Annotated in this window: 1 protein-coding gene and 2 pseudogenes; 1 reads left to right on the plus strand and 2 read right to left on the minus strand. The window is 64.4% G+C overall.

Features of this window, described 5'->3' with window-relative positions; genetic code table 11:
* Positions 1-95: 95 nt before the first annotated feature.
* Positions 96-25,046 carry an LEPR-XLL domain-containing protein gene (locus IM708_RS12765; RefSeq protein WP_209426956.1) on the minus strand — a complete coding sequence of 8,317 codons (24,951 nt, stop codon included), beginning with the start codon at positions 25,044-25,046 and terminating at the stop codon, positions 96-98.
* A gap of 796 nt (positions 25,047-25,842) precedes the next feature.
* Positions 25,843-26,025, minus strand: a pseudogene (locus IM708_RS12770) (IS5/IS1182 family transposase); the annotation flags it as partial.
* 47 nt (positions 26,026-26,072) lie between these two features.
* On the opposite strand from IM708_RS12770, the pseudogene IM708_RS12775 reads away from it, so the two are divergent.
* Positions 26,073-26,399: pseudogene (locus IM708_RS12775) on the plus strand (IS256 family transposase); the annotation flags it as partial.

Genomic DNA, 26,399 nt, shown 5'->3' on the forward strand with positions numbered 1-26,399 from the left:
TCACTCAAGGTCATGAAAAACGCCAATGAGAAGACCATACCTCATTGCTTTTGTCGACCGCGTTTGTTGCTATTCGCGGTTGTTCAGCTTTCTATTCAAGCGCCGTCAGAAGCCGGCTGGAAGCCCATGAAGCTTTTGTTCCAGTCGATCACCTGCTTGCCGATCAGGCTCTCCAACGCCTTGCCACTGCCATTACCGATACTACCGTTACCTTTGCCGTTGCCCCGGCCCTGATAATCGCTCGATGAGACTTCGAGCAGCAAGTCGTCGTCGTCGGGCACAGATCTGGACTGGCCTTTACCTAGATTGCTAAGGGGCCGGGCCTCGTCGCGCTCGACAAGCTGGGCACTCTCTTCGTCGAAGATCAACACCCGAGCGTCGCCAACCGGCATCTTCGCCGCCCCGCAGGTCGGTGGGGCAAGCCGGATGCCGGCCTCCAGGGTGTCGGACATGAACCCGCCGTAGTCATGCTCAATGCCGACCAGATGCCCGAGCTCGTGCATGACGACTGTGAGCAGGTCCATGCGGCCTTCCGCTTTGCTGTTGGGCAGCGCTCGCAAGCCATCTGAAGTCGCTCGATATTCGGTGTCGTCATACGGCGTCGGATCGACGAACCAGCCATGGCCGGCGGCATCGACGTCGAGAATGATAGTGCCGTCGGAGAATGTGCCGAGCATCAGCTCCGGCAGGTCGGCGATGCGGATCTCGACATCGAGCAGCCACGCAGCGGTCGACCCGTCGAGATCGAGCGCCATGACCAGCCGGTCGACTGCCGCGCCGAGAACCAGCACCACGTCGGCAGCTGTGAGGGCGGCCGGGACCGCATCGGTCCAGGCTGGCGTTGCGGCGCCGAGCATGGGGTCCGAAACATAGAGATATTCCGGATCGTCGGTGGCCATCGCGACCCTGTCAAACGACACGGTGCCGTTCAATCCGAGCAGGCCGAACTGGCCGTCGACCACCACGGCGTTGAACACGTGCCCCACGACTTCGTGGTAGACCATGTTGCCCGAACCGTCCTCGACGCCGAGGGCGACGCTCACCGTCGCGCCCTTGAGCGTGATGCGCAGGTCGAATTGATCCACATCGCTCGGCAAGAAGCTGACCGTTGCAACCGCGTCGTAGGTGACCTTGCCGTTCTTGGCCACGTGGCCGATGACGACATGCTTGCTGTCGCCGAAGATGCCCGCGAATTTGTACTCGTTGTTGCTGTAGTGATCGAAGATGAAGCCGCCCAGCCCGGCCGCCGTAAAGGTGCCGGTGAGCTCGATCGACGAATTCGGCCTGATTACCAGATCATAGGGCACTGCCGCCAGGCCCGTGGCATCCGGGTTACCCACGTAGCGCCCATCGACGACGGTCCAGTCGCCGGCGAGCGGCGCAGCGAAATCGTCGGCCGAACCGTCCTCGAAGTCATCGGCCAGTGACAATGTCGTCTCCGGCATCAGCCGCTGGACGACCATGCTGTTGATGCTGCTGACCGAGTTGTCGGCGCCGAGCCCGACCATGCCGTAGTTCAGCCCGTAGGTGAACCCGTCCGAATTGGTCCGCGCGTCGAAGCTGTAGCTCAACGGCCTGCCGCCATCGACGATCAGCGTCGCCGTCGTGCCGTTGACGGACAGCAGCAAGTCGTAGTTCGTGTTCTCCAACAACCGCATGTTAGACTGGCTCAGTACGGTCCAGCCTTCGACAGTGCGCACTCCGATTTCGAGCTTGTTGGTCGATACATTGATGCCGGCAAACTTGAAGTCGGTCGGGCTGACATAGTCGAAGATGACGTAGCCGTTCGCCTTGACCCCGGCGAGGGGCTTGGAGGCGCTGATCGTGGCCAGCACCTCGAAGTAGTTCGGGATGTACTCGCCCACGTGCATGACCGCGGCCGCATCGCCGTTGCTGCTGACTTCGAGGGCGGACGCGGGATCAAATGTGACGGAGCGCTTGTTGGCGGAAAGCGCATGCTTGCTGCCGCTGCCCAAGTTGGTAAGATTGATCGCCGTTCCGGCCACGGCATCCGCCGCGCTCGCCGCCAGCATCAGGTTATGATTGTCCAGGTTGATGACATAGTACGTCTCACCGTCGACCAGTCCGCCGATGGCGGTCCCGCCGTCGTGGCTGTAGACCACCGCATCACCCTGGCTGAAGCGATGCCTCTGGATGTTGAAAGCGTCACCGACGCTCTGTTCCGGCGACACTTGGTATTGCCCCTGCGCCACCTGCCATTCGCCGCTGTCGATGGCGAAGGCCTGCGAGCTGGTGCTGCTGGTGAAGTCGACGCCGCGCAGGCTGAGGCGCTGACCGCCCGGGATATTTCCGGGCTGCGGATCACTCGGCGCACCGCTTTGATCCCGCCACAGACTGCCGTCCCTCTGAGTGACCAGGCCAAGCTCGCCGTGCGGCTCGCCGTTGCGATCATGGTCGGTTCCCATGTCGTCGGCCCGGGTCGGGTCGGCGCCAAGGGCTTCGGAATAGTCGTACAGGAACTGAACGATACCCGGCGACGGCGCGCGGGTGACGGTGAACGCACCGAAGGGTGCAAACGGCACGATGAAGCTGTTGAACTCGCCGATCCAGTCGACCAGCCGATCGCCGCTGGAGTTGGCGATCAGCACGTCGCGCCCGCCGCCGCCAAAGGCGAAGTCCTGGATATTGATGTTCAGCGGATCTTCCTGATCGTTCAGGCCGCCATTGGTGCCGTGGTCGTTGTCGACATTGAGCAGGTCGTGGCCGAAACCGCCGAACAGCACGTTGTTGTCTGGCCCGCCGACCATCCAGTCGTTGCCGAGGTCGCCGAACATCGCCGTCTCGGCGATGCTGACATCGTTCACTGGCATGCCGTGTTCGTCCCGTTCGATGTCGGCAACTGTCGTCCCGGCGGCAAGCCCCATCTCGAGGGCGAGATAATCCGGCAGGATGTTCGGCGTAAGTGCGAGGATTTCCTGCATCGTCTCGAAGTTCAGCAGGAAGGGTTCGATCGCGACGCGGGGCTCGTACTCATCATAGTCGGCGAATTCCTGAGACGTGTTATCGAAGTGCAGCACGTCGCCGGGGTTGATGGGCGCGTCGTAGAACGTCTGCAGCGCCTCCGCGCCCATCATCGCATCGTCGCCGGCGCCGCCATGGACAAAGCTGTTGCCGAGACCGGCATAGATGATGTCGTTGGAGAATAGCGGCTCGAAGTTCGGATCCTGCATGTCTGTATTGGAATCGACGTTGAACGGCGTCAGATCGGCCGCGTAGTACAGCCGCCCGATATCCGGATAGCCCACGAGAGACTTGTTGATCACCGCCTGCAGGATGTTGCCCGGCGTGCTGATCAGCTTGTCGAGTTCGTCGACCTTCAGGACGCCATTCAGAAGTTCGGCATAGCTGTTGGGGTCAGCGGGATTGATGGTGGTGCTGGCCGCGGTATAGCGCGCCGTGAACAGGCGGCCGTCGTCGCCGAGGATACCATCATTGCCGGTGCCGCCGGAGATCCAGTCGCTGCCCCAGCCACCGATGATCCTGTCATCGCCCGCCCCGCCGAAGATGATGGCGTTGCCGGCCATGCCGTAGATGTAGTCGTCGCCCGACTCGCCGTGGATCTCGTTGCCGCGCGCGTCGTCCTTATCCGGGCCGATGTCGCTCGCCGCGCTGTCGGCATCGAAGTCCGGCCCGCCCGGCGTGTAGTCAAGCAGCTCCACCGCGCGCGGGATGATCCACAGATCCTGCGAATAGCCGGGCAGGTCGGGGTTGTCGTAGTTGAAGCGCAGGAACGAGCCGCCGTCCTCGCCATTGACGCCAACCAGTCGGTAGATGTTGGCGTTGTTGCCGGCGATCGCGCTGGCGTTGCGCGCATGCACCTGGTCGAGATCGATGACGATGTTGCCGTGCTCGTCGGTGTTGTTGTCGGCGGTGACGAAGTGGTTGCGGTCGATGCGGGTGCCGGCGCCGCCGAAGATGAAGTTGGTGCCGTCGGGCCGCTGCTCGCGTTCGCCGAGCGAGTACAACGACGAGGAGCCGCCGATGATGTCGTTCTGGCCCAGATTGCCGAAGATCATGTCACTGCCGCCACCGCCCTCGATAACGCTGTCGTCGTCGGTGACCGCCTCGAAGGACGGCGTGATGGCGAGCAGGTACTGGTCGACGAACTGGTCCGGGGTCAGCTCGATCTGACCGTTGACGATGCGCGCCGCGCCCACCGGGGCGGAGAGCTGTATCGTGTTCTGGTCAATGACGTGGACGGCATAGAGCCCGCCGCTCTTCAGCCCGCCGATGTCGCTCCCCCAATAGGCGATCCGCTGGCCTTCGACGAAGCTGTGCTCGCTCAGCAGGATCGTATTCGACCCCCCGTCGACGGTCGTGCCGTTGAGCGGAATGTCGCTGACATCGAGCGCCTGGAAGCGATCGCCTTCACCAAAGGTTGCGGTCTCCAGTTCAATGGCGGCCGAGAAGTTGAGGATGCGGTTGAGGACGTTTTCTCCCACCGCGCCGGCGATCGAGCCATTGCCCTGGATGATGTCGTCGCCGAGCTGGCCGAAGATCGTGTTCTCGCCCGGGCCGCCGGCAATGTAGTCGTCGCCGAAGGTGCCATCGTCGCTCGCCTCGATGTCGAAGGAGTGGAACAGCTCGATGATCTGGTACTCGGCCCAGTCGGGCAGCAGGCCAGGATTGAGATAGCGCGGCGCTTGCGCCACGCCGTCGACCAGCACCTCGCCGGTATCGTACTGGTCGTCCGGCAGTGCGGCGAGCCCTTGGAGGGACGCCGGAATGTCGTTGCGGCTGTAGATCACCTGGCCCAGCAGCGCCCGGAAACGCGGGTCGGTGATGGCCGATAGCGGCATTGCGCCGACGACGACGTCGCGGCGGAACAGCTCGACCGCGTCGCCGAAGATCAGGTCGCGGCCATAACCGCCGTCGATGAAGTCGCCCTTGGCACCGCCGACCAGCACATCGTCGCCGCCCTGACCCTCGATGATGTTGGTCTCGCCGAGGGTCAGGTGACGCGAGATGATCCAGCGCGGGTCGACGATGTCGCTCGAGATCATGTCGCCGCGCCCGCCGAAGCCGAACACCGCGATCAGCGGCTCGCTCTGCGGCGTGTCGGTCGCTTCTGCGACATACTGCACCCGCCCGAAGTCGCCGAACACCACGTCGTCGCCTTGCCCGGCGATGATGTCGTCATGCCCGAACCCGCCGAAGATGATCAGCGGCAGGGTCGACGCTGCTGCCCGCACCGTGTCGTGGTCGGTCCGCCCGTCGATGAGGTTGCCGTTTTCATCGACGAAGTCCTGCGGATTGGCCGACGCTCGACCGCCCGCGGTATTGAGCACGAAGAAGCCGTCCTCATCCGCCTGCAGATCCACGGTCACGTGATCGTCGCCCAGGCCGGTGTTGAGCATCGTCGTGGTGCGCTCGCCGGCGCGCAGATGCGTGCCGTCGATTCCGACGACGTCGTCGCCCCAGCCGGTCCAGTAGCCGATGCCGTCGTAGAAGTTCCCGGTTGCCGCGGCGCCGTAGGTGATGTCGCCGATGGCCAGGCCCTTGATCTGGATTTCGGCCGCGCTGACGTCGCTGAGGCTCTCGCCGTCCTTGGTCGACGGGTCGATTTGATCGGAGATGGTGACCGTCTTGTTCTCGGTCTGGGCCTCGTCGCTGATCAGCAGCCGGTGGCGGCCATCGCCGAAGTCGAAATTGAGATTACCGCGAATGTCGTCGAGGTTGCCGGTGAGGAACTCGAACACGTCGGCAGTGCCATCGGTGGCGAACACCGTATTGTGGTCGAGATCGGCGTTCGACGACACGAAGACCCGGTCGTCGCCGCTGCCCAGCGTGATGTTGGTCGCGGCCAGGGTGGTCTCGGTGTCCAAGTAGCTGCCGGTGCTGGTGCCCTGCACGTTGATGATGTTGTCGCCCGAGCCGGTGATGATGTTGAGCTGCTCGATGCCGTAATAGTTGATGCCGTCGGTGCGGGTGACCACCGTCGCCCCGCCGCTAGCACTGAACGCCGCATCGCCGTCCACCACCAGGAAGCTGACGCCCGGCCCGCCGTCGAGCGTGCGCGCCTTGCCCTGGAAGGAGATGAGGTAGGTGTTGTTGACCCGCGACACGGCGAAGTCGCTCTTGAACGCCTCCGGAACCGTCGTCACGTCCTCCGCATCGGTGAGCGCGGAAGCGAGCGCGTGCTGCAGGGCGCGGCGCACCTCGTCGGCACTGGCGTCGAAGGCGATGTCGCCGGTAATGAACGGCCCCGCCAGCCCCGGCACCTCGAGGGTCAGCGTGAAGCTGCCGGCCGTGGCCTCGACTGTGAGCACCTGGACCTGGTTGACCCCGGTGTCGCCGCCGTTCTGGAGAGTCTGGATGGCTGCTTGTGCACTGCCGCCGGTCAGGTTTGTGGAGTCGACGATCAGCGCATTCAGATCTGTCGACGACAGCCCGCGCACGAATTCGATGTCGAACACGCCCGAACCAACGTCGTCGCGCACCGAGATAGACACGTCGCCGGCATTGATGCCGTCGAGCGCTTCCAGCGCCAGCTGGAGCTGGCCGCCGCTGATGTCATGGGCCAGCGGACCGGTCACCGCATCGCCGAAGGCGAGGGTGAAGGTGCCGCCGGTTGCGTCGATGGTCAGCCGCTGGATTTCGTTCAGCGCCAGGGCGGTGATGCCCTGCTGGCGCGTCGCGACCTCGATAAGGCCATCTGATTGCGACGCCAGCGCCCCGCCAGCAAGCTCGACGGTGCGCGCCAGTGTATGGTTCGAAACCACCAGCTCCGGCACATCGGTGTTGGCGAGAATTCCCCGGAAGCGGATGACGTGAACGTCGTCGTTGTGGTCCACACGCACATTGCCGGTTCCGATGCCGGCGAGACCCTCGAGCGCCGCCTGCAGCTCCGCGCCGCTGATGTCGTGGGCGAGCGAAGCAGTCTTGTTGATGAGCCCGCTGCCGTCCACCTGGAACTGCGCAACGTCGGTCTCGGCGGGGTCGAGGAAGGTGATGAGGAAGGTAAAGGCGTCCAGCGCCTCTACAGCCACGGAGTCCGCGCCCAGAAGGCTGTTGAGAGCGACTTCGATCCCCGAGGCGACCGTAGTGGGATCGCTCGCGTCGAAGGAAATGTTGCTGGTGTCGCCAACTCCATTGAGACTCAGCGAGAAGGTGCCGTTCTGTGCAATGATCGAGAGCTGCTGCACCTCGTTCTGGCCAGGAAGTCCGTCGCGCAGCGTCGTCACCTCGGCGCCGGTGAAGGACAGCTCGAAATCGCCCTCGGTGGCGTTGAGCCGCAGCGTCTGGATCTCGTTGACGCCCGGCATGCCCAGCCCGGTGATTGACGAGCTGGTCAGCAGCATGGTGGTGTCGTCCGGATTGGCGCTGTCGTCGACGGTGAGGGTGTCAACCGGGCCTTCGGACGTGAGCTTGTGGCCGTTGAACTGGAGCAGCGCGATCGCCTGGCTGCCGAGGTTGTTCATGAACGTGACGCGGTAGGTGCTGCCGAAACGCTCGACCTCAACGTCGCCAACCTTGATATCATCCAGATCCTCGAGCGCCAGCCGAACGTATTCGGCACTCACGTTGAAGTCCAAGCTGTTGGTGAACTGCACGATGCCGGTCGTCGGGTCAGTGAAGCCGATCTCGAAGCTTCCGCCGGTCGCCTCGACGGTGAAGCTCTGGATGGCGTCGACCGGGTCGACGAAGGCGCCGGTGACCTTGGTGTCGTCTATCTCCAGCAGCGCTTCGGCGCCGGTTCCGGCCAGGCCGCCTTCGAAATGGATGCGGTAGATGTCGTTGGCGATGCGCTCGACCACCACCTGGCCCGCAGTGATATTGGAAAGGGCAACGAGTTCGCCCTCGATGAAGCCGGCGCTGCTGCCGACCGCGATGTCGCCGGTGGTCTGGCCGTCATAGGAGAGGGTGAACGTGCCGCCGGTGGCGTTGATCATCAGATCGGCGCGATCCTCCATCGGGGCAATGAAACCGCCTTGGGCGCCGGAACCCCTGACCAGATGGACCGGGCGCACCTCGGGCATGTCGCCAGTGATGGTGAGCAGATTGCCGATGCCGGACACCAGGCCGGCGTCTGTCACCGTGAACGCGTCGGCGCCCGCCCCGCCATTGAGATAGGTCTGGCCCGAGACGGCATGGACGAAGAACTCGTCGTCGCCGTCGCCGGCATTGATCGTGGTGGACCCGGCGTGGGTGTCCTCGATGGTGATGCGGTTGTCGCCGCTGCCGAGATTGATGAAGATCTCGTCGAGGCCGAAATAGGTGATCCCGCCATTGACGGTGATCTGGTCGGCACCCGACCCGATCGCCACCTGGTCTTCGCCGGCCGTCATGCCGAGGCCGTAGAGCCGGTCTTCCGTCACCGTGAGCGCGCCGGCGGGAAGCTCGACGCCGCCCGGGTTGCCGTCGAACGAGACCACGCTGTCGGTATCGTTGAGGATGAGGAAATCGGTCTCCTCGTTCTCGTCCACCAGCAGGTTGGGGTGGGTGGCCTCGAGCGTGAACTGGCTGGGGTCCCGATTGAACTCGTTGTCCGGTCCGATCGGCAGTGCGTCGACGACGAATCCGCCTTCCCACGGCCGCGCCAGTGCCAGAATGATCTCTCCGGCGACAGTGCCTTCGACCCCGGTGATGATGCGCTGCTTGTTCTTGCCGGGGCCCTGGGTGATTTCCACCGTCAAGTCGATGAGCTGGTCGAGCGTCTCGTCCGTGAGTTCGCTGCCGAACTTCGCCTCGATGGCCTCCGTGACGGTCCGCTCGAGCGACGAGTCGACCACCTGGAGCTGGGCAGTGTTGGTGTCCGACAGGCTGCCGATGAAGGTGATGTCGACGAACACGCCGAGCGCGCCGCCATCTTCCGCCTTCACCTCCACGTCGCCCGCGGTAATGCCGCCAAGCGCCGCCAGCGCCGCGGCGATGTTGGTTTCGAGCGTCCCGAGATCCTGACTGAAGGTGATTTCGCCGGTGGTCAGCGGGACGCCGCCGTTGATGTTCGGGTCCTGAAGGGCGAGCTTGAAGGTGCCCGAGCTCGCCTCGATCCTCAGGCGCTGCGTCTCGTTGATCTCCAGCCCCGAGAAGTCGACCGTGAGCTGGTCAATATTGACGTCGGTCGTGTCGCTGAACGTGATGATGAAGGTCGTGCCCTCGGCAACCACTGACGCGGTGATGGGAACGCCAGGCTCGCTCTCGCCAAAGTCGAGACCCGCGAGCGCTGTTTGGATCGCAGCGGCCACCGTATCGGTATCGTCGCGGTCGAAGGCGATGTCCCCTGTAAACTGGCCATCGAACTCAAGCTTGAACGTGCCTCCGGTGGCGCCACGGATCGTCAGGTGCTGGATTTCGTTGTCGCCAGCGCCGCCTTCCTCCTCGGTCGTCACATAGGCGTTGACCTTGCGCAGGCTGCTGTCGACGACCTGAAGCAGCGCCACATCGTCCAGGCTGGAGTCGAAGGTGATGAAGAACGTCGAGCCGGCGGCCACGACGGAGACGGGGTTGCCCGTCAACTGGCCATTCAATTCGTCTTCGATCTGCGTGGCGACGCCGTCCGGATCATCTGCATCGAAATCGATCTCGCCCGTCAGCGTAGTGGCATCGGAGCCGACCTGCAGCTTGAACGTTCCGATGCGGGCGTCGACGGTGAGCACCTGGATTTCATCGGTGTTGCTGCCCGCATCGCCCTTGGTGTTCTCGGTCACGCTGGCGCTGCCGGCGGACCCTCCCTGGACCGCGGTACTCACCGACGTGGTGCCGGCAACATTTGCGCTCATGTCGATGGTGACCGTGAAGGACGAGGCATCGGTCACCTCGCCGATCGATGGCTTGAAGTTGGTTTCGCCCGGCAGCATCGCCGGCTCGCGCTCAAGATCGGCCGAGCGGTCCTCGCTCGGGCCGCCGTTGATGATCAGCGGCCCCTGGATGGCGTTGGCGAGATCGAGCTGGGTAGCGAACGACTTCGAATCGCCGCCGTCCACCCGGTCGTCGTCCGCCGCGCGGACCTGCACGGTCTGTGGCGTGAACCAGTTGTCGATGTCGAACGTGAGCTCCTGCATGAAGCCCCAAACCCCGCCGTCGATGCGAAGCTCGACCTGCTGGGTGAGGCTGCGGATGCCGAGCAGGCCGCCGCCGCGGTCGGTGCGGGTAGGGTCGGCGATGAGCGCCACCGTCACGACCTCGCCCGCCTCTGGTGCCCGCGTCAGCACCACCTGGTAGTCGTCGTTGGCGATCCATTCCGGCGGCGCGTCCGTCGCGCCCGCGCCGTCGAAGTTGCCGTCGCCGGTCTCGATGACATTGGTCGAGCCGTCCGACTCCAGCACCAGCGCCATCGGCACTTCATTGTCCCAGATGTCGACGACGAGCGACGAGGTGACGCCGCCGTAGCCGCCGCCGCTGGCCGACAGCGTCATGCGCTGACGGTGGAAGCCCTCGGTCAGGTCATCGTCGACGCCCATGACATAGAGGGTTTGGGCGTCTTTCCAGTTGGTCGAGGTGAAGGTCAGGCTGTCGACGATGTTGAAGTTGGCGCCATCCGGCACGACGAAGTACAGCTGCTCCGTGCCGAACCCGTCCAGTGCGGACAGATCGACGGTAACGTTCCCAGTCGGCGCGGCGGCGAGCGAGACGGTGATGCTGTCGACCAGGCGAAGCGCATCCGTCTGACCGTCGGTGAAGAACCCATGGATCTCGTCGGCCTCGACGGCCCAGGTGCCGCCGCCGGTCTCGCGCACGTCTAGGGCGGGCGCGTCGTCGCCGACGATGGTGACGGCGAGCGACGGCAGCATCACCCCGGCATAGCGCAGGATCTCGATGCGGCTGGTCTCGTCAAGACCGGTGAACCAGGACTCGCTGACCGTGAGCTTGTTGCCGTCATTTGCGATCACGACGCGCGTCTGGCCGATGCCGGAGCCGGCGATGATCTTGACCGTCGCGCCGCGCAGCGCGTCGTCGCCCTGGGCCAGGATGAAGCCGGGCAGCCCGGCCCCCGCCAGCGACAGCGTGCGTTCGCCCGCGGGCACTTCGGCGGCCACGAACAGGCCGGCGATGGTGTCGGTGCCCTGCCCTGCCACGCCTTCCTGGACCTGGACGCGATGGCTGATGAAGTTGCCGACGCTGCCCTCGATGTCGAAGGCGAACAGGCCGAAGCTGCCGTCCGCCGTGAGCTCGAAGTTCGCCGCGAGTTCCGAGACGTTCGTCGCCTCAGTTCCGAGGAACTCGATGCGGAAGGTCGTGCCCGTCCGGCTCACCTCGACATTGATCGGCGCCAGTCCGTTGAGTTTATCCTCAATGTCCTGCCGGACCTGGTTCAGGTTGTGGGGATCGAAGATGATGGTGCCGGTTGTGTTGCCGTCGAAGGTGAGGCTGAACGATCCCTTGGTGGCGTTGATCGACAAGAGCTGGACCTCGGTCTCGCCGGTGCCGCCATCGCGGCTGGTGGCGATTTCGGCGGAGCCCTGCTGGCCGGCCTTGAACTGCACCTGCTGGGGAACATCCCAGTTGGCCGCGGTAAAGGTCAGTGCCAGGCCGTCGACTAGATCACCATTGTCGAGCAGCTTGATGCCCTGCGGTGCGACGGCGTTGACCACCACCTCGGCATCGTTCTCCGGCTTGCGGGTGAGCACGATGTGGTAGCTGGCGGTATCGCCGCGCGCCTGGGAGACGATCGACTCCCCGCCCGGCTGGAGGATGCGGATGGCCGGCTCGTCGTCGTCGGCGACATTGGCCGAAATGCCGTTGACCTTGGTGCCGGCGAACGAGCCCTGCTCCTCGCCAATCAAACTGTCGATGTAGTGCGAGATCAGGCCGCTGTGGCCCAGCAGGTCGTTGCTGATGACCGGCGGCGTCTCGCCGTTGACGAAGAAGGTGTCGCTGCCCAGTCCGCCGGTGATCTTGGTCACGGTCCCTTCGGCGGTGCCGAGGATGAAGAAGCGGTCGTCGCCTTCCGCCCCGTCGACCTCGATCGACTGGATGTTGATGTACTCGACGTTGATCCCGGCGCCGTAGATGCCGTCCTCGGTGATGACGAAGTCGTCGTTGAACTCGGTGCCGATGACGATCAGCGTATTGAAGCCGGTGCCGCCGTCGATCTTCACCGGGGCATTGACGGCGTACATGACGGTGTTGGCGCCGGCGCCGGTGCTGACGTCGGTGCGCTCGCGCAGATTGTCGGAGGAACCGATGAGCGCGAAGGCGCGGATCAGGAAGAAGTCGTTATCCGCCTCGCCGAACAGCTGCAGCGGGGCGAGGTTGTGGTAGATGACGAACTCGTCGTCGCCGGCGCCGCCGAAGATCTGCATCGGCGCCGAGACGCCGTTCGACAGGAAGCCGCGCGTCGTCTCCAGGGTGGCGAACACGTCGGCGTTGGGCACGCCCGCGGCCGGCGTGCGCTGCGACTTGTAGAGCTGGCCAACCTGGAAGAAGTCGTCGCCGTCGCCGCCGAAGATGGTGATGGCGGCGCGGGTGTCGTCGATCATGAACTGGTTGTCGCCGCCCAGGGCGAAGATGGTGATCGATTCCAGGTTGGTATCGTAGTTGATGCGCTCCACGTCGTGTTGCGGCTGATTCAAGGCAGCTGCCACCTCTTCGCCCGGCTCGGGGACGATGGCGGGCTTGAGCATCGACACGAAGGCGAGCCCGTCGAGGGCCACCGCGGCGCGCAGCAGGAACAGGTTGGCGTCCGGCGTGCCGACGATCTCCAGGGTGTCGAAGCCGTCATTGGCCGCGCCGCTGTCGAAGGCGTTGATCAGCGAGTTGGCGTCGCCGCCGAAGAGATACATGAAATAGTGATCGCTGCCGCCGGCGCCGTCGATGGTGATGAGGTCGTTGATGCCGCCGTCTTCCGGTTTGACCTGCGTGGGGCGCGAGCCCGGCATGCGGTCGATGGTCGTGAGGCCGGCGATCCGCCCGAGCGGTGTGAGTTCCACATTGAGGTTGGTCGTGTCGTCGCCCTCGCCGCCGAACAGGAAAGTCTGGGCGTTGATCGACTGGACGTTGAAGGTGTCGTTGCCGGCGCCGGCGTCGATATACATCGGCAGGTCGACGGCAACGAGGTCGGGCAGGTTGCCGAGCAGATTGTTGAAGGTGATGGTGAACACGTCACCGACCTTGCTCACCTCGTCGATAAAGCCGCTGCCGACGAGCCTCAGTGCCTCGATCGCCGCCTTGAGATCCGCAGCCGAGACATCGAAGGGCAAGGGCACCGTCTGCTCGGCGCCCGGCACCGTCTCGGTGCCGTCGGGGTCGGCGAACTGCAGGGTGAAGTAGCCGATGTCGGCGTCGATCTGGAGGGTTACGACCTCGCTCGTGACGCCCCGGACGCCGTCCGTGGTCGTCGTGACGGTGACCAGATCGCTCTCGATCGTCTCCAGTGACGTGGCCGAGAAGTTGGCGAGCTCGATGGCGCTGTCGATCTCGTTGGTGGCGATGATGTTGATCTCGTCGTCGCCGGCGCCGCCGGAAATCATCGTCATACCGGAGATCGTGTGAACGAAGGGCCCGATGTTCTCCAGCCGCTCGGGCGGGAACAGGCCGAGATCGAACGCCCTGAGCTCGGACACGTCCGTTTCTGCAAGATTGCCCTCGAAGGTGACGGTAAGGGTGATCTCGTTCCCGCTGACGCTCTTGCTCACGCTGATGTCGTTCGGGTCGATCCCTATATCGACGAGCGCCGCCTTCACGTCGGCCGCCGGGGCCGTGTGCAGGATCGGGTCCGTCGACTCCTCGCCGTATTTCAGCTTGAAGAAGCGCGGCTCGGGGCTGGTGATGAGGACAATCTGGACCTCGTTAGTGCCGCTCGCGCCGTCGGTCTGCGTGGTGACCTCGATCTCGGTCTCGGTCACAAAGCCGCGCTCGCCGCCGACGGTGAACAGGTCGTCGCCGGAGCCGAGGCGCACGTCCACGGCGCCGAAGCCCTCGAACTCGACGCGGCCCTCCATCGCTTCGCCGAACACGTTGAGCGTCATGCCGAGACCGCTCACCACGCCGACCTCGACCGGATCTTCGACGCCGACCCGCGTTTCCATGAAGGCGGTGATGTTGCCGTCGTTGGCCACGGTATCGGCGCTGTCGTCGATGATCAGCGCGTCATGGCCGGTGCCGCCGACCAGCACCAGCGGCCCAAGGCCGAAGGGCGCGTTTTCGCCCGGCAGCGACGTGCCCCTGATATTGTCGACCAATCCGGTGCCCACGGTGACCGTGTCGTCGCCGGCGCCCGCGTCGACGCGCACCGGCACGGTCGCCGCCGTGCTCTCGATGGTAATGTTGTCGCCGCCGCCGCGGGTCTTGAGCTTGATCTGCAGCATGCTGCCGCCGGCCGCGGGCGGGGCATAGGTGACCGTGCTGGAGCCGAAGATGATGTCAGAATCGGTGAGCGTAAACGTGTCGCCGCCGTCGGTGCCCATCACCTCGATGAGATCGGAATTCCACGTATCGCTGGAGTCGTCGACCGTGGCGTTGATCGTCCCGTGGTCCTGCCAGAAGATATACCTGTCGTCGCCCTTGCCGCCATCCAGGTTGATGGCACTCGTTTGGAACACATGGAAGACGTCGGTCAGACTGCCACCAATGATCTCGCTGATGCTTCCCGCGTTATTGACGATGACCCGGCTGTCGAAAACATTTGTAAAGTGGTCTGTCTCATGGAATGGCACCGAAAGGCTGCCGAAATCAGCAGGCAGCGAGCCGGTCTGGTCGGCACCGATGTAGATCTTGTCGCCGACGAGGAAGTAGGTGAGGTTCTTGCTGACCTTTGAGGCATCGATCTTGTCGAGCGTCCCGTCTGCATTGATGACCATTTCGCTGCCGAAGCCGGCGAGGTCGTAGACGTCCTGGTCGGAACCGCCCGTGATGGTGTTGTTGCCGGGACCGGCATCGACAACGTTGTCGCCGCCGAGGCTCAGATTGATCGTGTCGTTGCCGGCGCCGGAGAAGATCGTGTCGTTTCCGATACCCGCGTGGATGGTATCGTTGCCGGGACCACCGAAGATCTCGTTGTCGCCGCCGATGCCATGAATGGTGTTGTTTCCGGCGCCGCCGAACAGCTGATCGGCATTGGCGGTGCCCTTGATGGTGTCGTCGCCCGCCCCGCCGCGCACGATGGCATGAATGCCGGAATGGGTGACGCCGCTGAGATCGATAACGTCGTTGCCGGCACCACCATCGACGATGATCTTCGACACGTTGTCGAACCGGTAAAGTGACAGCGCGCCGCCCGCCAGCGCCGTCGCCTTGCTGACACCGAACTGCTCGGACCAGACAATGACGGAGTTGGCTCCCACCGACTCCACGTGGATCGTCTCGGCAATGTCGCGGGTATCCCCCTGTAGCCGCGCCTCGGCATTCGGGCCGATATTGAGGGTCAGTGTATCGCCGCTCTGGCTGCCCAGGATGGCCGGGCGCTCGAACGGGATGTTGAACTCGAACAGCGTCAGGCGGACGAACTCGAAGCTTTCGCTGATCTTGAAGAGCAGCAGATTGACTTCGATAAAGGCGCGCAGGAAGAACTCGAGCTTGCCGCTGATGTCGAAGATCGCCAGCGGATTGAATTCGTTGGCCGCCAGGTTGGCCGCCATCTCGTTGATGCGCACCTTGTCGTCGCCGTCTAGGTCGGCAAAGTCGAAGAAAATCGTCGCATCGATGCCGCCCTCGGCGCCGAATTTCGCCGGCCCGATGGACACCCCGGCGCCCACCGCGATGGTGGCGCCTAGCGTCAGGAACGGATCGCCGGAGGCGTCGATGAAGAAGCTGTTGAGGAGGTGAGCGGGATTCTCGCTGGCGATGAACTGCTCAAGGCCGCGGGTGTCGAAGCCGACCGTGGTCGAAACGCTGCCGCTGACGCCGCCGCTGAAGAACCCGACCAGCGGGCCGACGATGGGGACTTCCTGGCGGAAGAAGAAGTCGAAGCCGAAGGTTGGCAGGCTGGCCGTGAACAGCGTGACGTCGGGCTGCCCGAGGATGAGCTTGAAGATCGTCTCGGGCTCGAGGATGTGGAAGTTGATGGCGCCGTCCTGGGTGACGCCGGAGGTGAAGCGCTGGGTCGAGCTCGGCTGCGGCGCGCTCGATGTCGGCGCGGAGGCGCCCGCAAGCTTGCCGGTCTGTGTGCCGTCGAGTTCCAGCTTGCTGACCGACCGCAGGTCGCCGAACCCCAGTTCGATGATGTCGTCGGCATCAATGTAGCCGCCGTAGTTGGTTGTAGACTTGGCCTCATCGGTAGCCGCGGTCAGCACCAGGTGGCCGAAGTTGAGGGACAGGTTGCCGGACGGATCGGCCGAGTTCACGAGATCCATGAGGAAGAACAGTTCCTCGATGAAGTCGAGGACCGCCACCACGGTCGGGCCGTTCTTGGGATCGAACAGGACGATCAGGTCCTTGCCGGTGATGGTCTTGCCCATCAGGTCCGACAGGAGCGGGATGCGCATGTTGAGGAAGCCGTCCGGCCCCAGGATCGGCGCGGCCGGTTCCAGCACCTCGGCGAAGTCGTGCAGCAGCGGCCCGGCGAAGTCGGAAATGAACGAGCCGAGATCGAGGCTGACATTGGCGAACACCACGTCCGGGTCGTTGACCACGAAACCGTCGTCGGGCGTGATCGAGAACCCGAAGTCGATCAGCAGGTCGGTCGAGATCGAAGGCAGGAAGCCGCCGAGGTCTTCGCTGATGGTGCTGAAGTCCACCTCCGCCTGGGCCCGCAGCACGGCACCGCCGGAGAGCTCGGGCTTGAAGATTTCGCTCGCCGGCGTGCTGATCAGGTCGGGGATGGTCAGCCGGCCTTCCCTCGCCGTTCCGGCCTCGCCCGGCGCCACGATGTCGACAGCGCCCGACAGGAAAAGCTGGGATATCTCGCGCTTGCCGTCCCCATTCACCCGCTGAAGCACGCCGTCGCCGTCGAGGTCGACGCCGTCGAGCACGTTGAGGGCGAGGAACAGCAGCCGACCCTCGACTTCGGCCCGGCTGTCTCCGCCGGGAGCGGCGAGCACATAGCCGTTGTCGGTGCCGAAATCGATCGTGATGTCGAGCCCGATCTCATCGTCATGCGAGGTGACGAAGTAGAAGCCGATCTCCTCGTGCACGCCGAAGCCGAACTTGAGGTCGAAGTCGATGGTGACGGTCGGCTGGAATGCGGCCGAAATGCCGAGCGCGTCGATGCCGAGGTCGAACTCGATCTCGTCGGTGGAGAAGGTGAATGTCTTGCCGAGTTCGAAATCGAACTGGGCGAACTTGTTGTCGTCGCTCGATGGTGTCGCGAACAGCGACCCTATCGTCGCCCCAGTATAGACGACATCATCAATCGTGATGAGAGAGTCGCCGTTGCTGTCCTTGAGCAGATCGATTCCGCCCGGGCCGAACACGTCGAAGATGGTGTTCCGGACGAAGTCGGTGAGACCGTCGAGGTTGGCGTTGTTCTCGCGCAGCGTGTTGACCAGCGGCGTCAGGAAATTGGCGCGGAAGCCCTCGATGAAGTTGCTTGCCGGATTGTCGGCCAGCAGATCGCCGACGAACGGCAGGTCGACCCCCATGATCTGGCCGTTGAGCGTCTCCTGCAGGAACTGCAGCGCCCTGTCGATGCCCGACACCACCACCGACGGATCGGCCAGCAGGGCGAAGATGCTGGGGAGTTCCAGATTGTTGAAGTAGTCGAGGATGTCGTTCGGCAGGTTGAAGTTCAACCCACCAGTGCCCGCGAACAAGTCCGGCAGGTCGATGGTCGCGCCGAGATCCCCAATCGACTGCTTGAAGTCGTCGGTGCCGATGAGCAGCGGCAGATTGACCGATCCGGTGCCGGTCACGTTGGCAGTGGGCGTCACCGTCTCGAAATCGAAGCTGCCGATATCGTTGAAGTCCACGATGATATTGTTCGCCAGTCCAAGCGCGATGCTGCCGGCGAGACTGGCCGAGCCACCCTCCACGAACAGGCCGAAGGGTCCGACCTGGGCCTTGAAGTCGAGATCCTGCCCGCTGGCGCTGGCCCCGGCCGTGAGCCCGGTGTCGGCGGCATCGATGATCAGCTCGCGCGTATCGAGTTTGAGGCCGAAACCGAGATCGAAGGCGATATCGGCGTTCACCGCCAGATTGCCCGAGGCGCTGACGCCGACGAGGCTGGTCAGGAAGTCAGGCAGTCCGGCATCCGACAGATCGAGGCTGAACGGCTGCGACAGGCTGGCGCCGAGGCCAAAGCTGAAGTCGAAATCGAGGGTCTTCTCGGTCGTGTCGAAGGACAGCAGGTTCGTGCCCGTCGGCAGCCCGAGCTTGGCGACCAGCAGGTCGTTGAGCTCCTGCACGGCGCCGGCCGGGTCGTTGGCGATCTCCTCGACCACGGCGGCGAATTCGTCCACCGCGGCGAGCATCTCAGCCACCGAGCGCTCGATCAGCGGCAGCCGCAGCTGCATGGCCTCGCTGTCGCTGAACTGCTGCAGCAACCCGATCATCGCCCTGAGCCCGGAGACGATATCAGCAAACGACAGGTCGCGGAACTGATTGAGGATGTCCAGGTCCGCACCGCTGAAATCGACGGTGACATTCGGCGTTTCGGTCAGCGGATTGAACGAAGCGGCAGCGATCGTCAGGCTGGCAGTGAGAGAGTCGAGACCCGAAAGGCCGACGTCCGGGGACACGTCGAGCTCGAAACCGAGCGCGGCCGAGAACGTTCCGTCGACGATGCCGGTCTGCAGATTGCCGTCGGCGTCGCGCGTCGCGTCGGCACTGTCGAACAGGAACAGCCCATCGCCCAGCGCCTCGGTCAGCACCGCCACCGGAATGACAGCGGTGCCGTCTTCGGGGTTCATCAGGGCGAAGTCGAAGCCGGCATCGAAGAACGTGCCGTCGGTGTCCAGCGTCCCGCCGCCGGTGGCGGTGAGGCCGAGGAAGCCGAGCGTGGCGTTCAGCGTCAAGTTGTCGGCGACCAGCTTGAAGCTGCCGTCGAGGGTGACGTCCTCGAGCGAGAAGCCGGTCGCCTTGGCCCGCAGCGTGGCGCCCTGTCCGGCGTCCAGGCCGAGCTCGGTAATGGCGCCGTTGTTCGCCGTATCCGGCACGTTGATCGCCAGCGTCTCGACGCCCGGATTGGCCTTGATGGCCAGACGGTTGCCCTCGGGATCGATGCGCACCACGGAGAGGAGGCCGGCTTCAGCGCCAAGAGCCGTATCCACGGCCGACTGGAGCTGGGCCCTGAGATCATCGAGGCTCGTGTTGACTGTCGTGGAACTGGCAAGCAATTCAACGTCGTAGGATGTGCCGTTGACGATCAGGCTGAACTCGATGTCGTCCGTCGTCGTGCCGTCGAAGCGCGTCGGGGCGCTGAGCAGGCCCAGTTGCTGGAAGGCCGGGTCGTCGAAGCTCGCCGACACCTGAGCCAGTCGCTCGATGGTCGTGCCGGGCTCGAGGTCGAACATCGAGATGCGGACCGACTCCATCGACAGCGAGATGCGCCCGCCGCCGGCATCCACCCGGATGGGCGAGCGGAAGGCGAGCTCGAGCGTGTCGCCGGTATTGGGGACCGAGTCGAGCGTCAGCTTGAGCTTGCCGGCGTCGTTAGCGACGGTGACGCTGAAGCCGCCGAGCCCGGCGCTCCCCAGCGCCCGGTTGATGGCCGCTTGCAGGCCGTCGACAATGTTCCCCATCGTCGCGGCGGTATTCAGCTCGCTCGCGCTCAGCACGCCGTCGCCGCTGGTGTCGAGCACGTCGACGGCGCGCAGCCGCCCGTTGACCGTGCGATCCTGGCCGTCGACGCTGAGCAGCAGCGTGAAGGCGATGTCGCTGGTCATCTTGGTGAGCGGCGCATGCCCGGCCGTCTTTGAGGCGCCCTGGGCGATCGTCCCGGTGGTCAGCACGCCATCGGAATTGACGAAGCCGAGCGTCAGGTGCCCGTCGCTGGCGAGCTGGGTGTTGATCGCCTTGCGCACGTCGTCGGCAAGATCGGCGAGGGAGCCGTTGGTGATGTCCTTGGAGACGGTGACGCTGATGTCGCCGAAACTGGCCGTATTGACGAGACCGCTGCCGTCGGCGGAAATCTGGGCGACGTCCTGGTTGCCCGGATCGTCGAAAGTGATCGTATAGACCGTGTAAGCCCCGGCGGTTTGCTTGGTCACCGACACCCCGACGATGTTGGTGAGCCCCTCGAGCGCCGTCTCGACGACGCCAGCACTGGCGTTGAACGCGATGTCGCCGGTCGTTTGACCGTCAAACGTCAGCGTGAAGGTGCCGCCGTCGGCATTGAGCACCGCGACGCTCTGCACTTCGTCGTCATCGCCGCTTCCCTGGGTCGTGGTGGCGGTCACCACCGCCGGCCGGTTGACCAAGTCGAGGTCGAAATTGGCGTCGCCGAACAGGATGCCGTTGTCGGCCGGCCCCTCGAGGTCGACCGGCGTGGCGGCCAGCAGGACGTTCGGATCGGTGCCGAAGGTGATGGTGTAGACCCGGTCATTGCCGTCCGTCAGCGCGCCGCCGGTGACACTGTCGACAGTGAAGCCCGCAGCCTCCAGGGCCGCCTTGACACTGTCGGCCCCCTGGGCATTTGCGTCGAAGTCGATGGCCCCGGTCGTGTTGCTATTGTCGCTCAGCACATAGGTGCCGGCATTGGCGTTGTTGACGGTGAGGACCTGAACGGTGGTGTCGCCCTCCGTTTCGGCCTCGACGGTCACCGAGGCCTTGTTGTCGGGGGTGAAGACGCTCGGGTTGATGGCGACTTCCTGGCTGGGCGTCAGGTCGATGCGGAACGTGAGGCCGCCATTGAGGTCGGCCTCCATGGACAGGGCGCCGGTGGTCTCGATGCTGGCGATATCGCCCAGGCTGGCGCCGAAATCGAGCGGGAACGCCCCGCCCGTCAGCTGGCTGGAGTCGCTCTGCAGCTCCGCGACATTCTTGTTACCGAGGCTGTTCTGGAAGGTGACGGTGTAGGGACCGCCATTGCCGCCGGTGACGGCGATGTCGGTCGAGCCGATGCCCGACAGCGCGGTCAGAGCATTCTTCACCTGCGTTGCCGTGGCATTGTGGCCGAGGTCAGCGGTGAACTCCGGCGTGCCGTTGGCGTCGGGGAAGGCCAGGCGGAAGGTGCCGCCGGTGGCGTTGATCGTGACCCTCTGGACTTCGTTGCCGCTGCCGCTGCCTTGCGTCACCGTCTGGACCGTGGCGAGGCCGAAGCCGAACATAGCGCCGAAATCGAGGTCGAACGCGACGTCGTTGGTCGAGGGATCGTAGATCGCCTTCAGCGTGTTGGGGCCGAGGCCGAGGTTTGCGGCGACCTCGACCATCAGTTCCTGGACGCTGCCGAAGGCGAGGTCGGTGATGCCGTTGCCGTCGATGTCCGGGCGCAGCATATCGCCGCTTTCGAACAGCGGATCGAGCACCGTCGTCCTGAACGCGGTGGCGATGTCGATCAATTCGCCCAATGTCTTGCCGGTATAGGGGATCTCGGTGCTGAGCGCCGTGCTCTGCGACATGGCGACGAACACATCGATGACCTGCTTGAGCATGCCCATGACGTCGTTGGGCGAGACATTGGCAAAGTTCAGCAGGTCGGCACCGCCCGGTTCGGTGAGCCCGATCTCGGGCAGCGACGGGCCGGTGCCGTCGCCGAAGATGTCCTCGCCCGACGGCAGAGTCAGAGTCAGGGTGGCCAGGGTGAGATCGGCGCCTGCGTCGAGGAGCTGAAGGTTCGAATTGCTGCCGGCGACGGTCAGATCGACATTGACCGAGATATCCAGGTCGGAGTTCGAATCGACGGCGACGTCGACGAGGTCGGCCATGTTCGCCGAGCCCAGCTCGGCGAGGGTCACGCGACCGTCCGAGTCGGGGTCCAGCAGCGTCAGCACCACCTCGCCGCTGAACTCGACGTCGCCGAGATTGCTGGAGGCAATGCTGCCCCTTAGGAAGCCGAAGTCGATCTCCAGGTCGTCGGTCGCCTGCAGTTCGGCCGCCACGTCGAGGGTGAGCGTGCCGCCGGGGTCCAGGAACAGCTCGGGCGTGCCGCCCGTGGTGATGCCCAGGGTCAAGGCGGCGGCGACGCCGGCGGTAATCTCCAGATCGCCGCCGATCTCGATGCCGACGACGTCGGCCTCGGCGCCGAGATCGAAGGGCACTGTCAGTGTGCGATCCGCCTCCAGGGTGCCCGGCAGCAACAGATCGATCGCGTCATCGGCGCCGGTGGTGCCCCAGCCTTGGTAGTTGAGGCCGCGCTCGGTGCCGACGGCCAGGTCGAAGCCCTGAACGTCGAGCGCCTTGAGCGCCGCGACGAGGTCGGACACGGCGGGTGACGACGGGAGAGCGGCGATGATGGCGTCGACCTCGGTCTCGAAGTCCTCGAACAGCTGGTCGATGTTGCTGAGGTCGCCGAGATTGGCGCCATCGGCGAGCCGGCTCAGCAGTGGCAGCTGGTTCTTCAGCTGCTGGATCTCGTCCTTGGTGCGATTGCTGAAGGTAACCAGGCCCATCAGCCCGGTGCTCAGCGCCGTCTGCAGCGCCGTCGTCAGCGCCACGTCGATCTCGTCTATCGGGTTGGTCTGGTTGAGGATGCTCCCGTCGGAACTCACAATCTGGGTCAGGTCCGCACGCGCTTGGAGCGTGCCGGTATGCCCGGTAAAGTCCAGGAGCCCGTGCCAGCTGCCTGCGACGAGCGTATCCGTCCCCCAATCGTTGCCGAAGACATAAGTCGTGTCGCCCGACCCGCCGTGGAGCACGTCGTCGCCGGCGCCCCCGGTGAGAATCACGGTGCCGCTGAAGCCCGAGGCGTCGAGCGTATTGTCGCCGGCGCCGCCCGTCAGGTCGGCTTCGACCACATTGGCAAGGGTGATCGTATCGCCCCCGATCGCCAGGCTGGTATCGGTCAACGTCATGTCGATATCGCGCGCGACGATCACCTTGGTGGCGGTCAGGCTGAAGTCGCCGGTGTAGCTCAAGGCACCCAGCGTGATCTCGTTGGCGTCGACGATCGTGACGTTGTCGGCGTCGTTGATGACCAGAATGTTGAAGTCGTTGCCGGTATTGGCGAGCGTGATGTCAGCCGTGCCGGCGTCGAGCGTCGTCGTCCCGGTCACCAGAACCGCGGCAGACTGGGTGATGGCGCCGCTCGAGTTCACCGTCAGGTTCGTCACGGTGATGCCGCCAAGGACGATGGCGTCGGTATCGACGAGGGTGACATCGCCGGTGCTGGTGACAGCCACGGTGCCGAAGTCGTTGCCAGCGGCAGCGAGCGTGACGTCGCCGGTGCCGACGTCGAACGTGCTGGTGCCGGCGACCGCGATCGTGCCCGCCGCCTGGGTGACGTCGCCGTTCGACGTCGTGACATCGAGCGCGCCCGCCGTCGTGCCGCGCAGCGCGACATTCGATCCAGTTCCCGTCGATATAAGCGTCAGCGTGCCGTCATCGACGTCGAAACTGCCGAGGATGAGCGAGGCGGCGGAAATAGTCAGATCACCACCGGCGGTGGTGATGGTGTTCCCGGCATCGAAGCTGAAGGCGCCGCCGGCCGTGAACGTGACGGATCCGCCGCTTGTCGCGGCAAGACTGAGCTCACCACCGACTAGCGCATTGAACGTGATGTTGTTGGTCGCCTCGATGATGACGTTGGCTGTCGCGTCGAGCGACTCGAGCTTTCCGCGCGAGATGGTAAAGGTATCGTTCGACTCGCCATCGCCCTGGAGAATCTCGTTGTCATCAAGCTCGGTGTCGTCGGCCCCTTCATCGACGTCTTCATCAACGATAAGCACGTTCTCAGGATCGAGCAGCAGCGTGCCGGTGGCGCCCGACGGAGCAGACAAGTCAGCGCTGCCGCGGAACACCAGCGTCTCGGCGCCCGACACCTCGGCAAAGCCGCCGTCGCCGCCGCTGGCGCCGCCGCGGGCGAAAATCTCGCCGCCGAAGCCGGTATGGCCGTCGGCCCAAACCACCACGGAGCCGCCATCGCCGGTCTCATAGGCGCTGGCGTCGATGACGGCGCCGAATCCGACCACGGTTTTCTCGGCGGTGGGCAGCGTCCCCTGCCCGCGCACATCGCCGCCGATGCGCACCTCGCCACCGTCGTCGCCCCGCGCGTCGATGACCGCGCCCCCGGCGACCGCGATCTCGCCGCCGGTCAGATGGACGCTACCGCCGGCACCGTCGAGACTCGATACATCCAGCGTGCCCGCGACGTTCAGCAGCCCTTCGGGACCCGCCGCGAGGATGATATCGCCACCGAAAGCCTCTATCACGCCGGTGCTGGTGATCGTCTCGGCATAGAAGCGCACGCTGCCGGCGGCGGCTTCCGACCCCTGCGCCGTAATGCGTCCGGAATGATCGATCTCACCGGCCTGCATCAGGACGTTCTCGGCCTCGACGACTCCAGCAATTCCGAGCGAGGCGGCGCCGACGTCGATCGAGAGGCTGCCGGCCGCGCCGAAGGCAAAGCTTTGTTCCAGCGATTCGATTATTGCCGAACTGGCGTCCGCAGCGCCGCTCAGCACATAGCTGTTCTCGCCAGAAAGCGAGATCGAACGGCTATCGGCGTTGGTAGCCTCGGTAACGCTATCGACGCCGCTCAGCCGGATCGATTCGGATTGCTGCCCGTTGCCGAGCGTCAGCAGGCCGCCTTCCTCACCGGCGCCCGCATAGCTGAGGCTGGCAAACTCGCCGCCCCTGATGATCAGCTGATCGAAACCGCCGCCAGCGTCGAAGGTGATGCCGAAGGGTAGGTAGAATTCGACCGTATAGTCTATCACCAGCCGGTCGTCGCCATCGCTTCCGGTGACCACGACTCGGTCGGTCTCTTCCAGCGACTGTTCGGCGACGATGGCGCCGCTGAGGTTGTCGAGTAGGCGGAGAGTCCGGTTGGCTTCCTCGAGGGCCAGCGTCAGGTCATCGCCGTCGCTCGCCATATCGACGGCGAAGGCCATCAGGTCGGCGGAAAGCAGGTAACGCGGCTCGAGCGGCTCGAAGAGCACCTGCGGCGGGTTATCGGGTGCGGCGTCGGCGCACGATTTCTTCCCCTTCGCCCCGGGGCGGCGCCGACTCCGGCGCGCGATACTGGCCAGCCGGCGACGCTGCCATCTCGGTTGCTTCCTGGGCGTTGAATGCGGCGAGACGGGCTCGTCGAACGGCCGGATCATTTCATTCATATCCCACTCCACTGAGCCCGAAAGCCCGAACAGGCATCGCCACAATCTGGTCGATGGGTAAACAATGGAGTCGCAGGCCGGAACAGAACTGCCGAGCCGAGCGCAGTGGGCTCACCTAATCAGTGCCGAAATCCCGGAGTCAATTTCGGAATCGACTTGATTGTTTCAGCATTCTGCAGAACAGCTTAAGACCCCCCTCTTGCCTCTGACTGTTGCCTTCTTTCAGCTCCCGCAACTTAAAGATTAGGTCTCTTTCGGGACCATTCTGCGCAGCCAACGGCAACCACAATACGGATTGCCTTAAGTTGATCCTATCAGGAATTCACAATACAGATCGCTTTAAGTTGATAGTATCAGAAATTATCCCCCACGGCAACCTCCACGGCAATCGCATTCGGCTTTAGCTCGGTTACTACGCTGATAATGCGAGAAAAAATGTGTCAACCAACCGACGCGCTTGAGCTTGACGGAAGGGAGCGCTCCCAAGTTGTTCCCGCGACACCGAGCGCGCGACGGCGTAGACCCGCGACGCTGCTCGGGTAGTTATCCTTGCGCACGCGCGCCGCAATTTCCCAAGAGGAGCCATCGAGTTGCCAGTGCAGGGCGATTTCGATGACTCAGGGGCACCTCGATTTTTGACTTTTTTCGCGGTCGCGGGGTGTCGGGGACGGCGTGAAACAGGAGGAACAGCGTCGGCGTCAGTTTGTTGCGTCGGGTCTGTCGCTGCGCTACGCCTGCCACGCTCGGTTTTTCCTGCCGCGGGGCCTGATCTTCTGCCTTTTCGCTCGCCCGTTGTTCATGCCGGGCATGGGTTGAGACGGCGCAGTTGCACCAGGCGGCGCATGTTGTAGGCGAGGTTCTTCATCCCGATCTTGGCCTTTGCTCGCACCAGGCCAATCGTGCGCACCAGCGTGCCGCCCATGTCATTGGTCTGCGCGCCGAAGATGTGCTCGACGCGCACGCGCACCGAGGATTTGGTGAGCTATGACTGAAAATGGGTGATGCGGCCTGAGAGGGCGGCGTATCGTGGCGGGTGTCGAAGCCTGCCAGAACCTCCCAAAGGAGCGATACGCCATGCAAGACGATACCACGATCACCCCCCTTCACCAGCCCGGATCGATCCTCGATCCGCTCACGGAGATCGCCCGCGAGGGCGCACGCCAGATGCTTGCCGCTGCACTCAGGGCCGAGGCGAATGGCTTCGTCGCGCAGTTGACGGACGAACGGCTGCCTGACGGTCGCCAGCGCGTTGTCCGGCACGGTTTCGGACCGGAGCGGACGATCCAGACCGGGATCGGGCCCCTCGAGGTGCACCGCCCAAAGGTGCGCGACCGCGCCACCGGCGTGCCGGCC

The organism is Pararhodobacter sp. SW119 (assembly GCF_017811755.1).
Lineage (GTDB): Bacteria > Pseudomonadota > Alphaproteobacteria > Rhodobacterales > Rhodobacteraceae > Pararhodobacter.